The sequence below is a fragment of the Ruegeria sp. AD5 genome (assembly GCF_056542345.1).
The window spans coordinates 201,068-217,879 of sequence record NZ_JBQFZR010000002.1; the positions used below are offsets into that span (position 1 = coordinate 201,068).

Sequence of the window (16,812 nt, forward strand, 5' to 3'; positions counted from 1 at the left end):
GGGCAGGGGCGAACGGAATGACGACACAGCCGACAACGGAAGAGACACGCGCCGTACGTCTGGCCGAGTATGTGACAGGGCTGTTGGAAAAGCCACTGGTCAAGATTGCGGTTCCGTTGCTGATTACAGGAATCGCGCTTGCGGTTCTGCATGACCTCTCTGCGCATGTGAAATGGTCAGATATCCAAAGCGATATCGCAGCGAAACCATGGAAATTCATGTTTTTTGCGATGTGCTGGACGGCTTTCAGTTTTCTGTCGCTTTCGTTCTACGATGTGCTTGCCGTGCAGAGCGTCGCCGATGGAAAAGTGCCTTTGCCCGTCGCAGGGATGGCCGGAGCAAGCGGCTATGCGGTATCGAACTGCCTGGGATTCTCCTATATCACCGGCACCGCGATCCGATACCGTATCTATGCGTCGCTGGGGCTTGATCTTGGCCGCGTGGCCGGGGTGATCGCGACCTCTTGGGTGGCGTTCTGGATGGGACTGATCCTGCTTTTGGGCCTGTTGCTTACAATACACCCGGATGGCATTTCCAAGGTCCTGCCGATCAGTGAAACGACGGAAACTGTGATCGGTCTGAGCATGTTGGCGGGGCTTGCGGTCTTGTTTGTCTGGCTTTCAAGCGGAGGGCGGCGATTGGCCTATGGCGGGTTTGGGTTCAACCTGCCGGGCGGCAAGCTGGCAAGTCTGCTGACAATCGCGGCGGTAGGCGATCTGTTCGGCGCTTCAATGGCGCTGTATGTGCTCATGCCGGACGATCTGGGGGTTGGCTACCCGTATTTCTTCGCGGTCTATATAGGCGCAATAGCGGTGGGTATCCTTAGCCATGCACCGGGTGGAATCGGTGTGTTCGAAGCCACTCTGATCGCTGGTCTAGGGGCGTCGGGCCGGTCTGATGTGATCGCTGCGCTTCTGCTCTACCGACTGGTCTATACGTTCCTTCCGTTTGCCATCGCCAGCCTGTCGATCGCGGTCGCGTCGGTGCTGACACAGCGCCATCGCATCGGGGGCGCGGTCACTTGGGTCTATCGCGCAATTCGCCCCATTGTCCCGATGGTGGCTGCCGGCGTCGCGGCTGTGGCAGGAGTTATCCTGTTGGTTTCAGGGGCTTTGCCTTCCAGTACGCAGAACCTTGGCGTACTGCGAGAGGTTTTGCCTTTGTCATTTGTCGAGGCATCTCATCTTGCAGGCAGCGCCGTGGGTGTCCTACTGCTACTTGTCTCACGTGGTCTATTCCGCAAGCTCTATCGGGCATGGGTTGTTGCCATGCTTTTGATGGTGGCAGGTTTCTTCGCCTCGCTCGCCAAAGGGCTTGATACGCATGAAGCCCTTTCATTGCTGTTCACGATTGGCCTTTTGGCGATGTTTCGGGGAGCGTTTTACCGGGTAAGCGGTGCATCTATCTTTCGGTTAAATATCCCTTGGCTGGTCAGCGTCGTCGCGTTGCTGGCGGTGATTTTCTGGATTGGATTGTTCGCTTATTCCCATGTCGAATATCAAAACGCGCTGTGGTGGGACTTTGCCTGGAGTGGAGATGCCTCGCGATTCCTGCGGTCCAGCCTCGTGGTGGCCGTGATCGTTGGCATCGTGGCGGTGAACTCGCTGTTCGGCCGTGAAATCCCCGCGCCGGTTAGGACTGAAATCCCCGAAGTTGTCGAACGTCTCGTGATGGAGAGCGAAGACACCGAATCCCAGATTTCGCTGACCGGTGACAAGCAATTCCTGATCTCGCCTGACGAAACCGCATTCCTTGCCTATGCCGATACTGGCAATGCGCTGATCACCAAAGGAGAGCCTGTGGGTGATGAGCAAGCGGGGCAGCAACTGATCTGGCAATTGCGAGAAATGGCCGATCGCGAAGGCAAGCTTTGTGCGTTTTACAGTGTATCGACCAAATATCTGCCGACATTCCTGGACCTCGGCCTATCGATCCTGAAGATCGGAGAAGTGGCCCGCGTACCGCTGCAGAATTTTTCGCTGGACGGAAAATCGCGCAAACGGTTCCGGCAGGCGAAGAACAGGGCCGAGCGTGAGGGGTACAAGTTCGAAATTATCCCCAAGGAACAGCTTGCACCGGTGTTGCCCGAACTTCGTCAGATCTCGGACGATTGGTTGGCGCAAAAGGCAGGTGAGGAAAAGGGTTTTGCCTTGGGCGGCTTTGATGATGCCTACCTTTCTTATTTCGACCATGCGGTTCTGCGGGATGAGACGGGCAAGATCATGGCCTTCGCCAACCTGTTTCAAGGCGGAAATAAATCCGAACTGTCTCTGGATTTGATGCGTTATGAACCGGACAGCCCCAGCTTTGTCATGGATGCGCTGTTTGCTGAGATGATGGTCTGGGGGTCCGAGCAGGGATTCCACTGGTTCTCACTGGGCGCAGCGCCATTTTCAGGGATCGAAAACCGGCAGTTGGCCTCGCTTTGGAATCGGATCGGTGGGTTCGTTTATGAACATGGCGAACAATTCTACCACTTCGAAGGCCTGCGCGCCTTCAAGCAGAAATTCGATCCGGAATGGAGCCCCAACTATCTAGCCAGCCCCGGCGGGTTGGCCGCGCCACGTATCCTCTACGAAGTTAACATCCTGATCTCGGGCGGCCTGCGCGGGTTGACGAAATAGGCCTTAGTTCAAGCTGGCGCGTGTTGGCGTTTTCTCCAACAGATCACCCCAATCGGTGCGATAGGCCATCTCGGCCAGCACCGTCTCGGGTAGGAATTCCTGATTCTGCCGAATCTGCCAACCACCACCCAGACCTTTGTAGATCGCGACCAGATTCGAAGAGACCTCCTGCCGGGCCTCGATCAGGTTCGCCTGCGATCGTAGTAGCGCGGTCTGCGTGTTCAGGATACGCGAATAGCTGGCGATGCCGTCTCGGTACTGATCGACCGCGATTTCAGCCGCCTTGCGCGAAGCTTCGACGCTGCGCTGATAAAAGGTGACCTGTTTGCGCGCCTGTGCGTAAGCAACCATCGCGCTTTCGACCTCGGAATACGCGGTCAGAACGGTATTCTGATAGTTGGCGATCAACGCTTGATAGGCGGCATCCTGCGCGCGGACATTGTTCTTGATGCGGCCATAATTCAGGACGTTCCAGACAACGCCTGCGCTAGCCAATCCTGTGGCGCTGTTGGTGCTGAACAGATCGCGCCCACCCGAGGCTTGCAATCCGATCGATCCGGACAGGATGAATTGTGGATAGAGATCAGCCAACGCGATCCCCACCTGCGCCGATTGGGTGGCTGCCGCCAATTCGGCGGCGCGGACGTCAGGCCGCCGCCGTAGCAATTCGGCAGGGACTCCCACAGCTACGTTGCTGCGCCCTGTTGGAATGCGACCCGAGTTTCCGATCAAGCCAGTCATCTGGGAAGGGGTTTTGCCCAACAGAACCGCCAGTGCGTTCTTGGCTTGTTGGATATCGCTTTCCAACTCGGGCACGAGTGCCTTGGTGTTGTTGAGCAGGGCAGTCGATTCCTGCACATCCAACTCGGTTGTAACGCCGTTGTTGAAGCGCAGCTGAGTGAGATCTGCCGATGCCTGCTGAATCGTGATGTTTTCCCGCGCGATGCGCAGAGCCTCTTGCAACGAACGGATGTTGATATAAAGCGCCGCTACGTCCCCGGTCAGCGTGACCAGTGCGTCGTCATAATTAGCAACCTGCAGTGCCAGGTTCGATCGCGCGGCCTGTACGCCGCGACGTTGCTGGCCCCATACGTCCAGTTCCCATTGCGCATCAAACCCAACTTGCGAAGTCGAGAATTCGGTGTCCAAGGGAATGATTCGCCGGATGTCCGAAATCGGCCCAAGATTGTCGCTGATCTGTCGGCGTTGGAGCGAACCGCCCACGGCCTGCGATTGCGGGTAGAGCTCTCCGAATGCGATACCAAGTTGCGCGCGGGCCTGAAGTACGCGGGCACCTGCAACCTGTAAGGTCAGGTTCTGCGCATAGGCTTCTGCGATCAGTTTGTTCAGCGTCGGGTCGTTGAATGTCTCCCACCAGCGCACAACCGGGGCGCTGCGCGAGGTCAGGCCGCTCTGGCCCGCGCTGGGGTTGTTGACCTCCATCCATTGCTTCACGACCGGAGAGTTGGGGCGCACAAAATCAGGCCCCACCGGCGTACAGGCGGTGAGGGTAGCGGCGCAAAGGGCAGTGCCTAACAACCGGCGGAGTGTCATCGTACGCATCCTCAGATATCCAGTGGCCGGATGAAGTTGGCGAAAGAATAGAGGCGAATGTTGATGCGCCTCAGAAATTCAAAGCTTTTTCCCATGCCGGTGTAAATCGCCACCGCAGCGTGGCCACCTGCAGGAAAAGTATGCCCCTCAGGCACATCGACCGAGATCTGAACAGCGATCCGACCGGGCAGTTTTGGCAGCTCAAAGCCGGGCAGGCGGCCTGAGGGCAAGTATTGGCCCTGACGTGTGGCCCACCAGACCGCCTCAACCTTGCCGGTCAGAATTTCTCCGGGATAGAGGTCCAGAGCAACTTCGACTGGTTGGCCGACCTCGACAAATTTCAGGTTCTGCTGGCGGAAGGTGGCTAGAATATAGGGGTCTTCTTCGGTGACAAAGCTGGCAATGGCACCCAGACGAATTTCCCCCACAACCATCCCCGGGCGGGCCTGTTGCGAAACGATCATGCCATTTTCGGGGGCGTAGATCGTTGTGTTGTCGAGAAAATACTCGGCCTCGGCCAGCTGCGCCTCAGCCTCAATAATGCCCGTATTCACGCCGTCGATCTGCGAATCCAGCGCAAGGTTGGCCTTTTCCAAATTGGCCTGAGCTTCCTTAATCTTCGCCTGATCTTCCGCGACCTGTTCGTTCCAGCGGTCAAGTTCGTCCTGACGGGCACCTCCGGCGGGAACGAGATTCTCGTATCGCGCTTGCTCGGTCAGCGCATAGGCCAACTGCGCGTTTGCGCGTTCGACCGCTTCACCAGCGGCGATGACATCCTGTTCAAGGATCTTCGCGTTTTGCTGCGCCGCCACCAGCTGTGCATTCGCCTTGTCCACGGCCAGCGAAAACACCGTGTCGTCGAACTTATACAGCGGATCGCCCTTAGTGACCCAGGTGTTGGGCTCGACCAAAACCTCGGACAGGATTGTGGGCTGAGTCAGACGCGGGACGATCTGGATGGTGGAGCGCACGACGTGGCTGTCGACGGAAAAGGGTTGAAAGAAGCGCAGCGCGACCAAAAAGATCAGCAGCAGATGAGCGCCGACCCAGAATGAGACGATCCCCCACATGATGTTGAATTTCAGCCATTGCACCTTGAAGAAGATGAACCAGACAAAAATAATGTAGAAAAGCGTGATGCCTAGGGCGACGAACATGAGTGCTGAATTCCTTTGGCCTTAGGCTTGCTTTGTTTCGTCGGTATCAAGTGGGTCCTGGTATTCCGGTTTGACTGTACCGCCCAGACGCTTGATCTCATCCCTGATCGCCTTGCGTTCTTCATCAGGACCGCGGCGCATGTCGACGGTGACGCCGTCGTGAAACGCCCAGATAAAGGCATGCACCCAAGGGACAATCGCCAAAAATCCCATCCATCCCATGATCTTGACCGCTTCGGCATGGGGGTGATTGCGTTTGATCGCGATACGTCCGGGCAGGCCCATTATGAATAGAAACAACGCCATCACCGCTGCCAGCAGCAAGATAAGTGCCACAAATGTCAGATAGTCATAGTAGCCCAGCGGCTGCCCCAAAAGTCCCATGCTCGCGCCTCCTGTTGTTGGAAACTGTTCCATCCTCGGGCGCTGTTGTCCAGCTAATCAATCACTTTCTGGCTGATCGGAAGGATGCATCAGCATTCAATAATTTTGGTGTTCCAGTCTATGCACTTCTGATGGAGGTCGCCGGGCAGCGGTAGATCAGTATAAACCATATCAACATCGGATAATGAGGCGATGCGTGCGGGCGCGGTGCGCTGAAACTTTGAAGCATCCGCTACTAGGCTGATCTGCCGGGCTTGTTCAATGATAGTTTGACTGACCAGTACTTCTTGGAGATCGAAATCCATTAGATCCCCATCCGCATCCAATGCGGAACAGCCGATAATCGCGTGATCGAATTTGAACTGGCGGATGGTCGAGACCGCAAGATTCCCGACCAACCCACTATCTGATCTGCGCAGCACACCGCCTGCAACGACGATCTGGCAATCGGGGTTATCGGCCAGGATATTGGCAACGTTCATATTGTTGGTCACGACCATTAGGTTTTTGTGTTTCAGCAATTGGCGGGCAACGGCCTCGGTCGAGGTGCCTATGTTCATAAAGATCGAGCTGCCCTCGGGGATGTCGGCCGCGCAGCGTTCAGCGATGCGTGTCTTGGCTTCATTGTTCAGGGCGCGCCGGTCTTCGTATCCAATATTAGACACGCCAGAACGCAGAACGGCACCCCCGTGAACCCGATCCAACTTACCAGCTTCTGACAGTTCAGTCAGGTCACGGCGAATGGTTTGAACCGTCACCTGAAAGCGCTCGGCCAGTCCTTCGACAGTAACGCGGCCCTCTTGCTCGGCGACTAAAAGAATGTCCGATTGGCGAAATGATAGTGACATGGGCGGTCCTGAGTTCCGGTGTTTTCGTTTTTGTTCTAATTTTGCGGTTAAGCAAGGGAATTCGTTAGTTGCACTTATTAATACTCGTTGTTTCAGCTAAAAACGAACATTATCGAAAAATAAAGTTGACGATACGAACCATCATACTGCTAATGCGCTTGAAACTGCCACGTTGGGGAATCAATTGGATATGTCATCGGACAGCAGCCAAGTTACCGATCTTTTTGTGATCGGCGGGGGTATAAATGGGTGCGGTATCGCACGTGATGCGGCAGGTCGGGGCCTATCGGTCACCTTGGCGGAAATGAACGATCTGGCCTCGGCGACGTCGTCAGCCTCGACCAAACTGTTTCATGGCGGGCTACGGTACCTGGAATTTTTTGAATTTCGTTTGGTGCGTGAAGCGCTGGTCGAACGCGAGACCTTACTGCGCGCTATGCCCCATATCAGTTGGCCCATGCGTTTCGTGCTGCCCTATCACGCCGATATGCGTTTTGACTCTGAAACGCCGACCTCACGGTTGCTCAGTACGGTGATGCCATGGATGCGCGGGCGTCGTCCTGCCTGGCTAATACGGCTTGGCCTGTTTTTGTATGACAATCTGGGCGGTCGCAAAATCCTGCCGGGTACACGTTCGCTGAACCTGCGCGCGGCACCCGAGGGGGCTCCGCTGCAAGACAAATTTGAAACCGCCTATGAATACTCGGACTGCTGGGTCGAGGATTCGCGGCTGGTGGTTTTGAACGCCCGCGATGCCGAGGCACGCGGGGCCAAGATCATGGTCAGGACCGAGGTTCTTTCGGCTGAGCGGATCGATGAACTGTGGCAGGTTACGATCCGGGATCGGGATAGCAGCAAGACCGAAACCGTCCTTGCGAAGATGTTGATCAATGCGGGCGGACCTTGGGTAGGTGACATCATCCAGACCAAGATCCGGGTCAATTCCAGAGAAGGCGTCCGTCTGGTGCGTGGCAGCCATATCGTGACACCCAAGCTGTTTGACCATGACAAGTGCTATTTCTTTCAGGGCGAAGACGGGCGCATCATCTTTGCGATCCCGTACGAGCAGGATTTTACCTTGATCGGAACCACGGATCAGGATCATTCTGACCCCTCCGAGCCTCCGATTTGTACGGAGGCCGAGCAGGAGTATCTGTGCGCTTTCGCATCGAATTACTTCGCGAAGCCCGTTACCCGTGAAGATATTGTCTGGACCTATTCAGGCGTCCGTCCGCTATATGATGACGGCGCAAGCAGTGCCACGGCGGCTACCCGCGATTACACGCTTAAAGTTGACGCCGAGAGCGGGGCTCCGGTGTTGAATGTCTTTGGTGGTAAAATCACCACCTACAGACGCCTCGCGGAAAGCGCGCTGGAGAAGATTGGAGAGCATTTCCCGGATCTTGGCGGACCATGGACCGCAGGCGTCCCATTGCCCGGCGGGGATTTTCCGGTCGACGGCATGCAGGATTTGATCGGGAAACTGATAGCGGAGTACCCGTTCCTGACCGATTTTTGGGCCCGTCGATTGATCCGGGCCTATGGCACCGAGACCTGGGACCTTCTGGGTCCGGCAAAGGATCAGAGCGATCTGGGTGACGATTTCGGCGCGACGTTGACCGAGGCCGAACTGGTTTGGCTGATGGACAAGGAATACGCGCGCACCGCTCAGGATGTTGTGTGGCGGCGCAATAAGCTGGGTCTAAGGCTCAGCCTCGAGCAGATCAGCCGGATAGACGACTGGATGGCCAAACGGTTAACTGACTAGCGCGGATCAGACGACCCGTACAAAAAAAAGAAACGCCCCGCAGATGTGCGGGGCGTTTTGCGATTTCAATGCCAGCCCTACGCAGCTTCCTCTGACGGTTCCGGATCCTTCTTGCTGCCTTTGACCCACTCGCGCAGGCTCTGCATCACAGCGTACAGGACGGGAACCAGAATGACCCCGAACAGAGTGGCTGCCAGCATACCGCCGAACACGGCAACGCCGATGGCCTTCTGGCTGGCAGCTCCGGCCCCGTTCGCGGCCAGCAGGGGAACCACGCCCAAAAGGAAGGACAGGGCGGTCATCATCACAGCGCGGAAACGCTGATATGCGGCTTCGGCCGCGGCCTCCTTGATTGACAGCCCCTTGGCCCTTTGCTCCATCGCGAATTCGACGATCAGAATCCCGTTCTTTGACGCAAGCCCGACAAGCATGATCATCCCGATCTGCGTGTAGAGGTTGATGTCGCTGCCAACGATTGCCACCGCTGCGACGGCACCGAACAAGGCCACGGTCACCGACATTAGGATCGAAACGGGCATCGTCCAACTTTCATATTGGCCGACAAGGAACAGGTACCCAAACAGGATCGCCAACCCAAGGATCACCACGACCAGACCGCCCGAGGCCAGCTGCTGCTGCGCCGTTCCGGTCCATTCATAGGCATAGCCGGGGGGCAGGGCGGTCGCCGACTCCTCGGTCATGACATTGATGGCGTCACCGGTGGAGAGCCCCGGTGCCGGAACCGCTGTTACAGTGGCCGAGCGGAACAGGTTATGCCGCTTTAGCAGGACCGGACCCAGCACGTTCTCGATATCGATCAGCGTGCCAAGCGGTACCATCTCACCTTTGGTGGAACGTACATAAAGCTCTGAGATATCATCGACCTTATTCCGATACGAGCCTTCGGCCTGGATCATTACGCGGTAGACACGACCAAACAGGTTGAAATCATTTACATAATACGAGCCAAGCTGCGCTTGCATGGTCTGGAAAATCTCGGCCACCGAGACTTGCAGGGTTTTGGCCTTTTCCCGATCCAGATCGACAAACAATTGCGGCACGTTCGCGCGGAAGGTGGTATAGGCTTGCGCAATCTCAGGCCGCTGGTTTGCGGCATAGACATAAGACCCAACGGCCGAGGCCAGATCCTGCGGCGAGCCGCCACCGGTCTGCTGCACTTCCATTTCGACCCCTGCAGACATACCAAGGCCCTGAATGGGTGGCGGGTTGAACGCAACAATCGATGCGGCAGACTCACCATATGCAATTGCCAGAACCTGGTTCAGGATCGCATCCGCACTGAGCTCGGGTTCCTGCCGCTCTTCCCAGTTGGTCAGGTTGACAAAGATGGCTGCGCCATTGGTAGTGGTCCCGTTCAACAGCGAGAACCCATTGACCAGAACGGTACTGGATACGCCGGAGATCTGTTGAATCTGTTCATCGATCCGCGCAGAAACCGCCTCGGTCCGTTCAAGCGTCGCCGCATCGGGAAGCTGGATATCAACGAACAGATATCCGTTGTCTTCCAGCGGAATAAACCCTTTGGACGTGTTGCCCATGATGGTCCCGGTGCCCGCCGCGAAGGCCGCAATGATCCCAAGCGAAATGACCGGCAGGATCAGTAGCTTCCGCACAATGGCGACATAGCCGCTGCGCATGCCGCCGATAAATCCCTCGAACACGGCCAGCAGCCCCTTGGGCGGTCCTGAACGCGCCCGCAGCACCAGCCCGCAAAGGGCCGGTGAAAGCGTCAGAGCGTTGATCGACGAGATCACAACAGCGGTCGAGATCGTGACGGCAAACTGCGAATACAATCGCCCGGATATGCCGGGCATGAACGTCACCGGCACGAACACGGCCAGAAGCACCAGCGTGGTTGCGATGACAGGGCCGGTGATCTGGCCCATGGCCTTGCGGGTTGCCTCGGCAGGGGAAAGGCCTTCGTTGGCGATGATACGCTCGACGTTTTCCACCACAACGATCGCGTCATCCACAACGATCCCGATGGCCAGCACAAGCGCGAACAGAGAGATCGTGTTCAGCGACATGCCAAAAGCCAGCAGGAAGGCAAATGTCCCGATCAATGAAACCGGAATGGCCACCGCTGGAATGATCGTCGCCCGCCAACTGCCAAGGAAGATGAACACAACTGTGATCACCAATATGAATGTCAGGATGAGGGTCGAGACCACGTCATTGAGCGACTGTTCCACGAAATCCGTCGTATTGAATGGAACATCGTATTCGACATCAGTGGGAAAGGATCGTGACAGGCGCTCAAGTTCGGCCTCAACACGTTCGGACACCGCAAGGGCGTTTGCGCCGGGGGCCTGATAGATGCCGATAACGGTCGCAGGAACGCTTTCGAAATAGCCCGAGGCGGAATAGAACTGCGCCCCCAATTCAACCCGCGCAATGTCTTTGACGCGCACAATCGCACCGGCTTCGCCTGTGCGGATTACAATATCTCCGAATTCATCGGCCGAGGTCAGGCGGCCTTTGGTCTTGATCGTGTACTGAAAGGTTTGTCCTTCAGGCACAGGAGGCGACCCGATTGAGCCCGCAGAGACTTCGATATTCTGTTCGCGGATGGCATTGATCACATCACCCGGAGTGATTGACAGCGCGGCCATCTTGTCCGGATCCATCCAGATCCGCATGGCGTATTCCAGATTGGTCAGAACATCCGCTTTACCCACGCCCTGAACCCGCGCCAGAGCGTCTTTCAAGTTGATTGAGGCATAGTTCGACAGGAACACACTGTCATATGTGCCATTGGGCGAGGTCAGCGTGACCAGCAACAACATGTTGGTTGACGCTTTTTGCGTGACAACACCGGATGAAGTCACTTCGGACGGCAGCGATGCCATCGCCTGTGCCACACGGTTCTGTACGTTGACCGAGGCGATATCGGGGTCGGTGCCCACCTCGAACGTAACGTTCAACGAATACGAACCGTTATCCGATGAGGTCGACGTCATGTAGATCATGTCGTCCACACCGTTGACCTGCGCCTCGATCGGGGCGGCCACGGTGTTTTCCACGGTTTCGGCATTTGCACCTGTATAGGTGGCCGTTACGCTGACCACCGGCGGCGTGATATCGGGAAACTGCGCAACCGGCAGAACCAGATAACCGATCCCGCCCAAAATGGTCAGGACCAGCGAAATGACAAGCGCCAGCTTGGGCCGGCTGATAAACAGGGCTGAGAACATCAGTTATTCTCCGGCTGCTCGGACGCAACGACTGCATCAACGGCGACGCCGGGGCGCACGCGTTGCAGGCCTTCGACGATGACGCTTTCGCCTTCGCGCAGGCCATCTGTGACGATAATCGCCGAATCCACGGTATCTCCGGTTGTGATATAGCGTTGTTCAACCATCTGCTTGTCATTGACGACCAGAACGAATTCGCCGCGCTGATCACGCTGCAGCGCTGCTTGAGGGATCAATACCTGCAGCGTCGGCTCAAGCGCTTCGATCTGAACGTTTACGAAGGCACCATCAACGAGCAGACGCTTGGCATTGTCGAATTGAGCTGTGATCGTAATGGCTCCGGTCAGCGGATCAATGCGGTTGTCGACAAAAATGATTTCGCCGGTTTCATCCAGCTCAGTACCGTTCGGCAGAGTCACATGAACATTCGGGCTTTGGCTGCTTTCAGCTAGCGTGGCCGGGTCTTCACCAAATTGTTCAAGAACCGACGTGAACTGCTTCTCATTCAACGAAAAATTCACATAGATGGGGGCTTCGCTGACCAGGGTGACAAGCGGCGGATTGTTGGGGCCCACAACATCACCGACACTGGTTTCCACGCGGCCGATGCGGCCCGAAAACGGGGCGTGGATCTGTGTGTAGCTGAGATCAAGCTCGGCCTGTTGGATCGCTGCATTGGCGGCTTTGACCTCGGCCTCGGCGACCAGTTCATTGGCTCGGGCAATGTCACGTTCTGATTCCGGTGTAGCGTCGCGCTTGTACAGCTCTTCCTTGCGGGCGAGATCGACTTTGGCCAGTTCAAGGTTTGCCTGCGCCCGGTCCAGATCGGCTTTACGCGCCTCAAGCGTGGCTTCGTAAAGATCCGGTTCGATCGTGAACAGCAGGTCATCCTCATTCACCGGAGAGCCATCGTCGACGTTCTGGCTGTCCAGGAAACCACTGACGCGCGCGATAATATCGACCTTGTCGATTGCCTCGGCCCGTCCAATGAAGGTGGCCTGATCGGTGATCTCTTCGGTATAAGCTGCGGCGATCGACACCTTGGGCGCAGGGGCATCGCCCTGATCCTGCGCGACCGCTATCTGAGGCAGGCTGGAACATGCAAACAAAGCGGCAGAAACGCCTAGTGCCCTGAAATAGCCGCGTGGGCGGAGTGCTGGCTTCTTAAATGCAAGGGACATGTTGGCGCCTCGTTCAAAGTAAAGATTGCACAACCGGGCAACAGAAACCCCCGGATGAGTCGATTGATTTTATAGGCAGGATGGCGGGTTTGACGCAGTTTCTCAAGCGTGTTGAGGTAATGCGTTGGCAAGAATCGACCCGAAATTTCTTTCCAATCTGCAGACTTAGCCTGCATCCGCAGGCGTTTATCTGCCCGATGTCAATTGGGGCGGGCGAATTTTCTCTGCCAAAAACCAGCAGCGGAGACGTTTCAGGGCTCCGCTGCGGCATTCATAAATCGAATTTTGTTGTTATTCACGCGTTCCCGCAAACCGATTCTGCCAGTCTTCGCGCTGTTCGTCCGTGATTTTGGCAAACAGCACGTCGGGAACCGAAAATTCATGGCCAGCGGGCAGGGCGCGCAGCGCGGCATCGATATCTTCGGGCCAGCTGGTATCGAGTGTGTTCATCGCGCTAAGCATTTTTGCAGACGCATCGGGAATGAACGGCGCGCTCAGAACTGCATAGAGGCGGATCAGGTTCAGCCCCAGCCGCACCTGCGCCGCAGCCTGTGCAGGATCTTCCTTAAAGGTAGACCATGGTGCGGCAGCCTGCAGATACTCGTTGCCCGCGACCCAGATCGCTCGCAGCTCTTGCGCGGATTTGCGCACTTCCATCGCTTCCATGTGGCCTTCGTAGGCACGTACTCGTCTAGTAAGCTCAGCAATCAGGGTCTGTTCACGTTCGCCATACGCACCACCTTCGGGCACTGCTTCACCGAATTTCGAGCGGCAGAACTTAGTGATCCGGCTGACAAAGTTACCCAGAACATCCGCAAGATCTTTGTTCACCGACTGCTGGAAGTTCTCCCATGTGAACTCGCTGTCGCTGCTTTCCGGCGCATGGCTTAGCAACCACCAGCGCCAGTAGTCGGCGGGCAGAATGTCCAGCGCTTGATCCATGAACACTCCGCGGCCCTGTGAGGTCGAGAATTGGCCACCGTCATAGTTCAGGTAGTTGAATGATTTCAGGTGGTCGACCATCTTCCAGGGCTCGCCCGATCCCAGAATGGTGGCCGGGAAAGACAGGGTGTGGAAGGGCACATTGTCCTTGCCCATGAACTGAACGTAACGCACATCTTCTGCGCCTTTGTCGGTGCGCCACCAACGTTCCCAATCGGCATCAGACTTACCATTGGCGTCGGCCCATTCCTTGGCGCAGGCGATGTATTCAATGGGGGCATCGAACCAGACATAGAAGACTTTCCCTTCCATGCCGGGCCAATCTTGATCACCTTTCTTGACTGGTACACCCCAATCCAGATCGCGGGTAATGCCGCGATCCTGCAGGCCGTCGCCATCATGCAACCATTTCTTGGCGATCGAGGTTGTCAGGATCGGCCAGTCTGTCTTGCTGTCGATCCACGCGTCCAACTGATCTTTCATTGCGGATTGACGCAAATACAGGTGCTTGGTCTCACGCACCTCAAGATCGGTCGAGCCGCTGATCGCGCTGCGAGGCTCAATCAGGTCGGTCGGGTCCAGTTGTTTGGTGCAGTTCTCGCACTGGTCGCCGCGTGCGCGATCATAACCGCAATTGGGGCAGGTGCCTTCGATATAGCGGTCGGGCAGAAAACGGCCATCGGCGTTGGAATAAACCTGCTTTTCGCTGACTTCCCGGATCAGCCCGGCCTCATCCAGTTTGCCAGCGAAATGCTGGGTCAGTTTACGGTTCTGATCGCTGGACGAGCGGCCAAAGTGATCAAAGCTCAGGCCAAAGCGCTTGGCAATATCGGCCTGTACTGCGTACATGTCAGCGCAATATTCAGCCACCGGTTTGCCCGCTTTGGCGGCGGCCAGCTCGGCCGGGGTGCCGTGCTCGTCGGTTGCACACAGGAACATGACCTCGTTGCCCCGGCCGCGCTGATAGCGAGCGTACAGATCGGCAGGCAATTGCGAGCCGATCAGGTTGCCGAGATGTTTGATCCCGTTGATGTAAGGGATCGCCGAGGTGATGAGAATTCGGGCCATAATGCGCTTCCACGTATCTGTCTGCGCGCCCGTCTACCTTATGTGGCCAGTAAGCAAAAGCCCGCATTCATACACGCTTGAATTTAACGGGTATTACTACGCGACTTCGTGCATTCCCTGGAGTTTGTGTCGCGTTCGTCAGCGATTTCGCCCCGTGCGTACCAATGGTGTATGATGATCAGGAGAACCCAGCTTAGGGGGAATTTCATTATGCAGAGTTTATGGTTGGGCTGCTGTGCCGCCGTTGCAGCTATTGTATTTACCGCCAGCGCCATCGCCGACCAGAGCGCCACAGATGATCCGGTGCATGCTTTTGACCACGCTATGCTCTCGATCTTTCACCGTGGCCAGGATGCGCTGACGGCTGAAACCCGGCCCGTCATGATTATCGCACGTGATGTCACAGTCATGACCGAAGACGGAGAGGCGAGCTATCCAAGGGATGCGCCAACCTATCAACATCTGAAGTCCACGTCGCATGTTGTGTTGGGATTGATTGGGGCGGTGACTCCATGGCCTGATGAAAATATCGATGATGAGCGCTGGAAGGCGGAGTTTGCAATTATCATCAATGAGATAGATGTATTTCTTGCGGCATTGGACGAACTGGACATAGCCAAGGACGACTTGGCGAGCCAGCGCAAAATGCTCGAAACAGCCCGGGCATTTGCTCAAGGTGCACTCGACAAGGATCAGATCACACGTGAAGCGGTTTCGCAGGTGATCAACGACATGCGGCCCATCTGGGCAGAGAATATGGAGAAATCTGCACGTGCGGAGTTGAACGCACTTCATTCCGCCGTGTCCGACGCACGCGCAGCCATGAGCGAAGAGGAGTGGACCAAGATGTATGTCGTGCATCACGGCGGCTCAAGCGTCAAAGACGTCAATGTCGTGCTACTGTACCTACAGCGCGTGATGCCGGAAAAGGTTGCTGCCGGGCAGGTTCTGTTCGCTGAGAACGCACACGGGAACGACGCGTTGGCCGGATATGCCGGATACGTTCGAATGCAGAGGCATGTTGGTGCATGGGTGTTCGGGGACCCTGAACGGATGCGGGTTGACCTGCTGGGATATGAGGCGGGATCGATCCTGGATGAAATGATCCCGGCACCACCGCCAAAGCCCACCGATTAGAGAATTACTCCAGCAGGTGTGAACAGGTGATACGTTTCGCACGGGCGAAAGAAATTGAGCTTAATGTCATGGTTGCAGATTGTAACTGACATTTGGATGTAAATAACCTCAGGTTGAAACACAGAATCACAACCTCTTGAAATTGTAGCAATGACTTCCCATTTGTAGTGTATACAAAAGTATACAATAACGAGGGCAATCTGCTGATGTTCGACTTTTTACTAGAGGGCGCATTTGTGCCCTTTACCTTGGCGCTTGCGCTTTTGTTCGGTCTTCTGGGCCTTGAACTGATCGCATTGGTTTTCGGGGGAAGTCTTCTGGCAGGCGAGGGCGAGGTTGATCTGGACATGGTCGACGCGCCCGATCTGGACGTCGCCGACTTTGATCTGGATATCGACGCCGACATCGATCTGGGTGACTTGGAACTGGCCGAAATTGAAACCGATGTGCCTGTGGCTACGCCCGTCGGCCCGTTTGGCTGGTTGGGCATTGGCAAGATGCCATTCATGATCTGGCTCGTTGTGCTGCTGGCTGGTTTCGGCCTGAGTGGCATAGGCCTGCAACTGGCGCTGCGTGATCTGCTGGGCTTTGACTTACCTGCATGGTTGGCCGCGATTCCGGCCGGAGTATTCGGCCTATGGTTCGCACGTGGCTTTGGTGGTGTCTTCGCTCGCCTCCTGCCCAAAACCGAAACCGAAGCGATGTCGGAACGGATGCTGGCCCGCCGCCGTGGCGTGATCACTCAGGGTATCGCATCGCGAGGCCGTCCAGCCGAAGTCCGCGTCATGGATCGCTTTGGCAACACGCACTACCTGCGCGCAGAGCCGTTGCAGGACAAAGATTCGCTGGAGCAGGGAACAGAAGTCCTTGTTCTGCGTGATCGACGGCGCGACCGGTTCGTTCTGGTTCGCATGTCAGTTTAACCAAAAAATCT

11 protein-coding genes are annotated in these 16,812 nt (G+C 56.4%); 4 read left to right on the top strand and 7 right to left on the bottom strand.

Translation table 11 applies throughout. The features are described from left to right. The first annotated feature begins 17 nt into the window (after window positions 1-17). On the top strand, window positions 18-2,624 hold the full coding sequence (gene mprF, locus ACR0JG_RS09555) for a bifunctional lysylphosphatidylglycerol flippase/synthetase MprF (RefSeq protein WP_170405209.1): 2,607 nt from the start codon (window positions 18-20) through the stop codon (window positions 2,622-2,624). A gap of 3 nt (window positions 2,625-2,627) precedes the next feature. Here the strand turns inward: mprF and ACR0JG_RS09560 are convergent, their stop codons facing one another. The 4 genes from ACR0JG_RS09560 to ACR0JG_RS09575 all read right to left on the bottom strand — a co-directional run bounded on the left by ACR0JG_RS09560 (window position 2,628) and on the right by ACR0JG_RS09575 (window position 6,567). After that, on the bottom strand, window positions 2,628-4,178 hold the full coding sequence (locus ACR0JG_RS09560; protein ID WP_480569334.1) for an efflux transporter outer membrane subunit: 1,551 nt from the start codon (window positions 4,176-4,178) through the stop codon (window positions 2,628-2,630). Window positions 4,179-4,189: 11 nt separating this feature from the next. Next, a complete protein-coding gene (locus tag ACR0JG_RS09565; protein ID WP_170393337.1) occupies window positions 4,190-5,335 on the bottom strand; it encodes an HlyD family secretion protein in 1,146 nt (381 codons plus the stop codon). Between the two features lie 21 nt (window positions 5,336-5,356). Further along, on the bottom strand, window positions 5,357-5,719 hold the full coding sequence (locus tag ACR0JG_RS09570; protein WP_170393336.1) for a DUF3302 domain-containing protein: 363 nt from the start codon (window positions 5,717-5,719) through the stop codon (window positions 5,357-5,359). Between the two features lie 89 nt (window positions 5,720-5,808). Continuing rightward, window positions 5,809-6,567, bottom strand: a complete 759-nt coding sequence (locus tag ACR0JG_RS09575; RefSeq protein WP_480569337.1) for a DeoR/GlpR family DNA-binding transcription regulator — start codon at window positions 6,565-6,567, stop codon at window positions 5,809-5,811. 190 nt (window positions 6,568-6,757) lie between these two features. Here ACR0JG_RS09575 and glpD point away from each other — a divergent pair, with 190 nt between their 5' ends. Then, window positions 6,758-8,335: a glycerol-3-phosphate dehydrogenase gene (glpD, locus tag ACR0JG_RS09580; protein WP_480569340.1), complete on the top strand. Its 1,578-nt coding sequence runs from the start codon at window positions 6,758-6,760 to the stop codon at window positions 8,333-8,335. Window positions 8,336-8,412: 77 nt separating this feature from the next. Here the strand turns inward: glpD and ACR0JG_RS09585 are convergent, their stop codons facing one another. The 3 genes from ACR0JG_RS09585 to metG form a co-directional block, all read right to left on the bottom strand. Then, window positions 8,413-11,550 (bottom strand): efflux RND transporter permease subunit, encoded by a 3,138-nt coding sequence (locus tag ACR0JG_RS09585; RefSeq protein WP_480569343.1) that lies wholly within the window; start codon window positions 11,548-11,550, stop codon window positions 8,413-8,415. Then, entirely contained in the window at window positions 11,550-12,731 is a 1,182-nt protein-coding gene (locus ACR0JG_RS09590) for an efflux RND transporter periplasmic adaptor subunit (RefSeq protein ID WP_170393332.1), read from the bottom strand. Before ACR0JG_RS09590 ends, ACR0JG_RS09585 begins: the two co-directional genes overlap by 1 nt. A gap of 291 nt (window positions 12,732-13,022) precedes the next feature. Continuing rightward, the gene (metG, locus tag ACR0JG_RS09595; protein WP_480569346.1) at window positions 13,023-14,741 is read right to left on the bottom strand and encodes a methionine--tRNA ligase; all 1,719 of its coding nucleotides are present in this window, start codon (window positions 14,739-14,741) and stop codon (window positions 13,023-13,025) included. Between the two features lie 210 nt (window positions 14,742-14,951). Here metG and ACR0JG_RS09600 point away from each other — a divergent pair, with 210 nt between their 5' ends. Both ACR0JG_RS09600 and ACR0JG_RS09605 read left to right on the top strand, forming a co-directional pair. Continuing rightward, a complete protein-coding gene (locus ACR0JG_RS09600; protein WP_170610270.1) occupies window positions 14,952-15,878 on the top strand; it encodes a hypothetical protein in 927 nt (308 codons plus the stop codon). Between the two features lie 206 nt (window positions 15,879-16,084). After that, complete coding sequence (locus ACR0JG_RS09605) at window positions 16,085-16,801, top strand: OB-fold-containig protein (RefSeq protein ID WP_480569350.1); 717 nt, start codon at window positions 16,085-16,087, stop codon at window positions 16,799-16,801. Window positions 16,802-16,812: the final 11 nt, after the last annotated feature.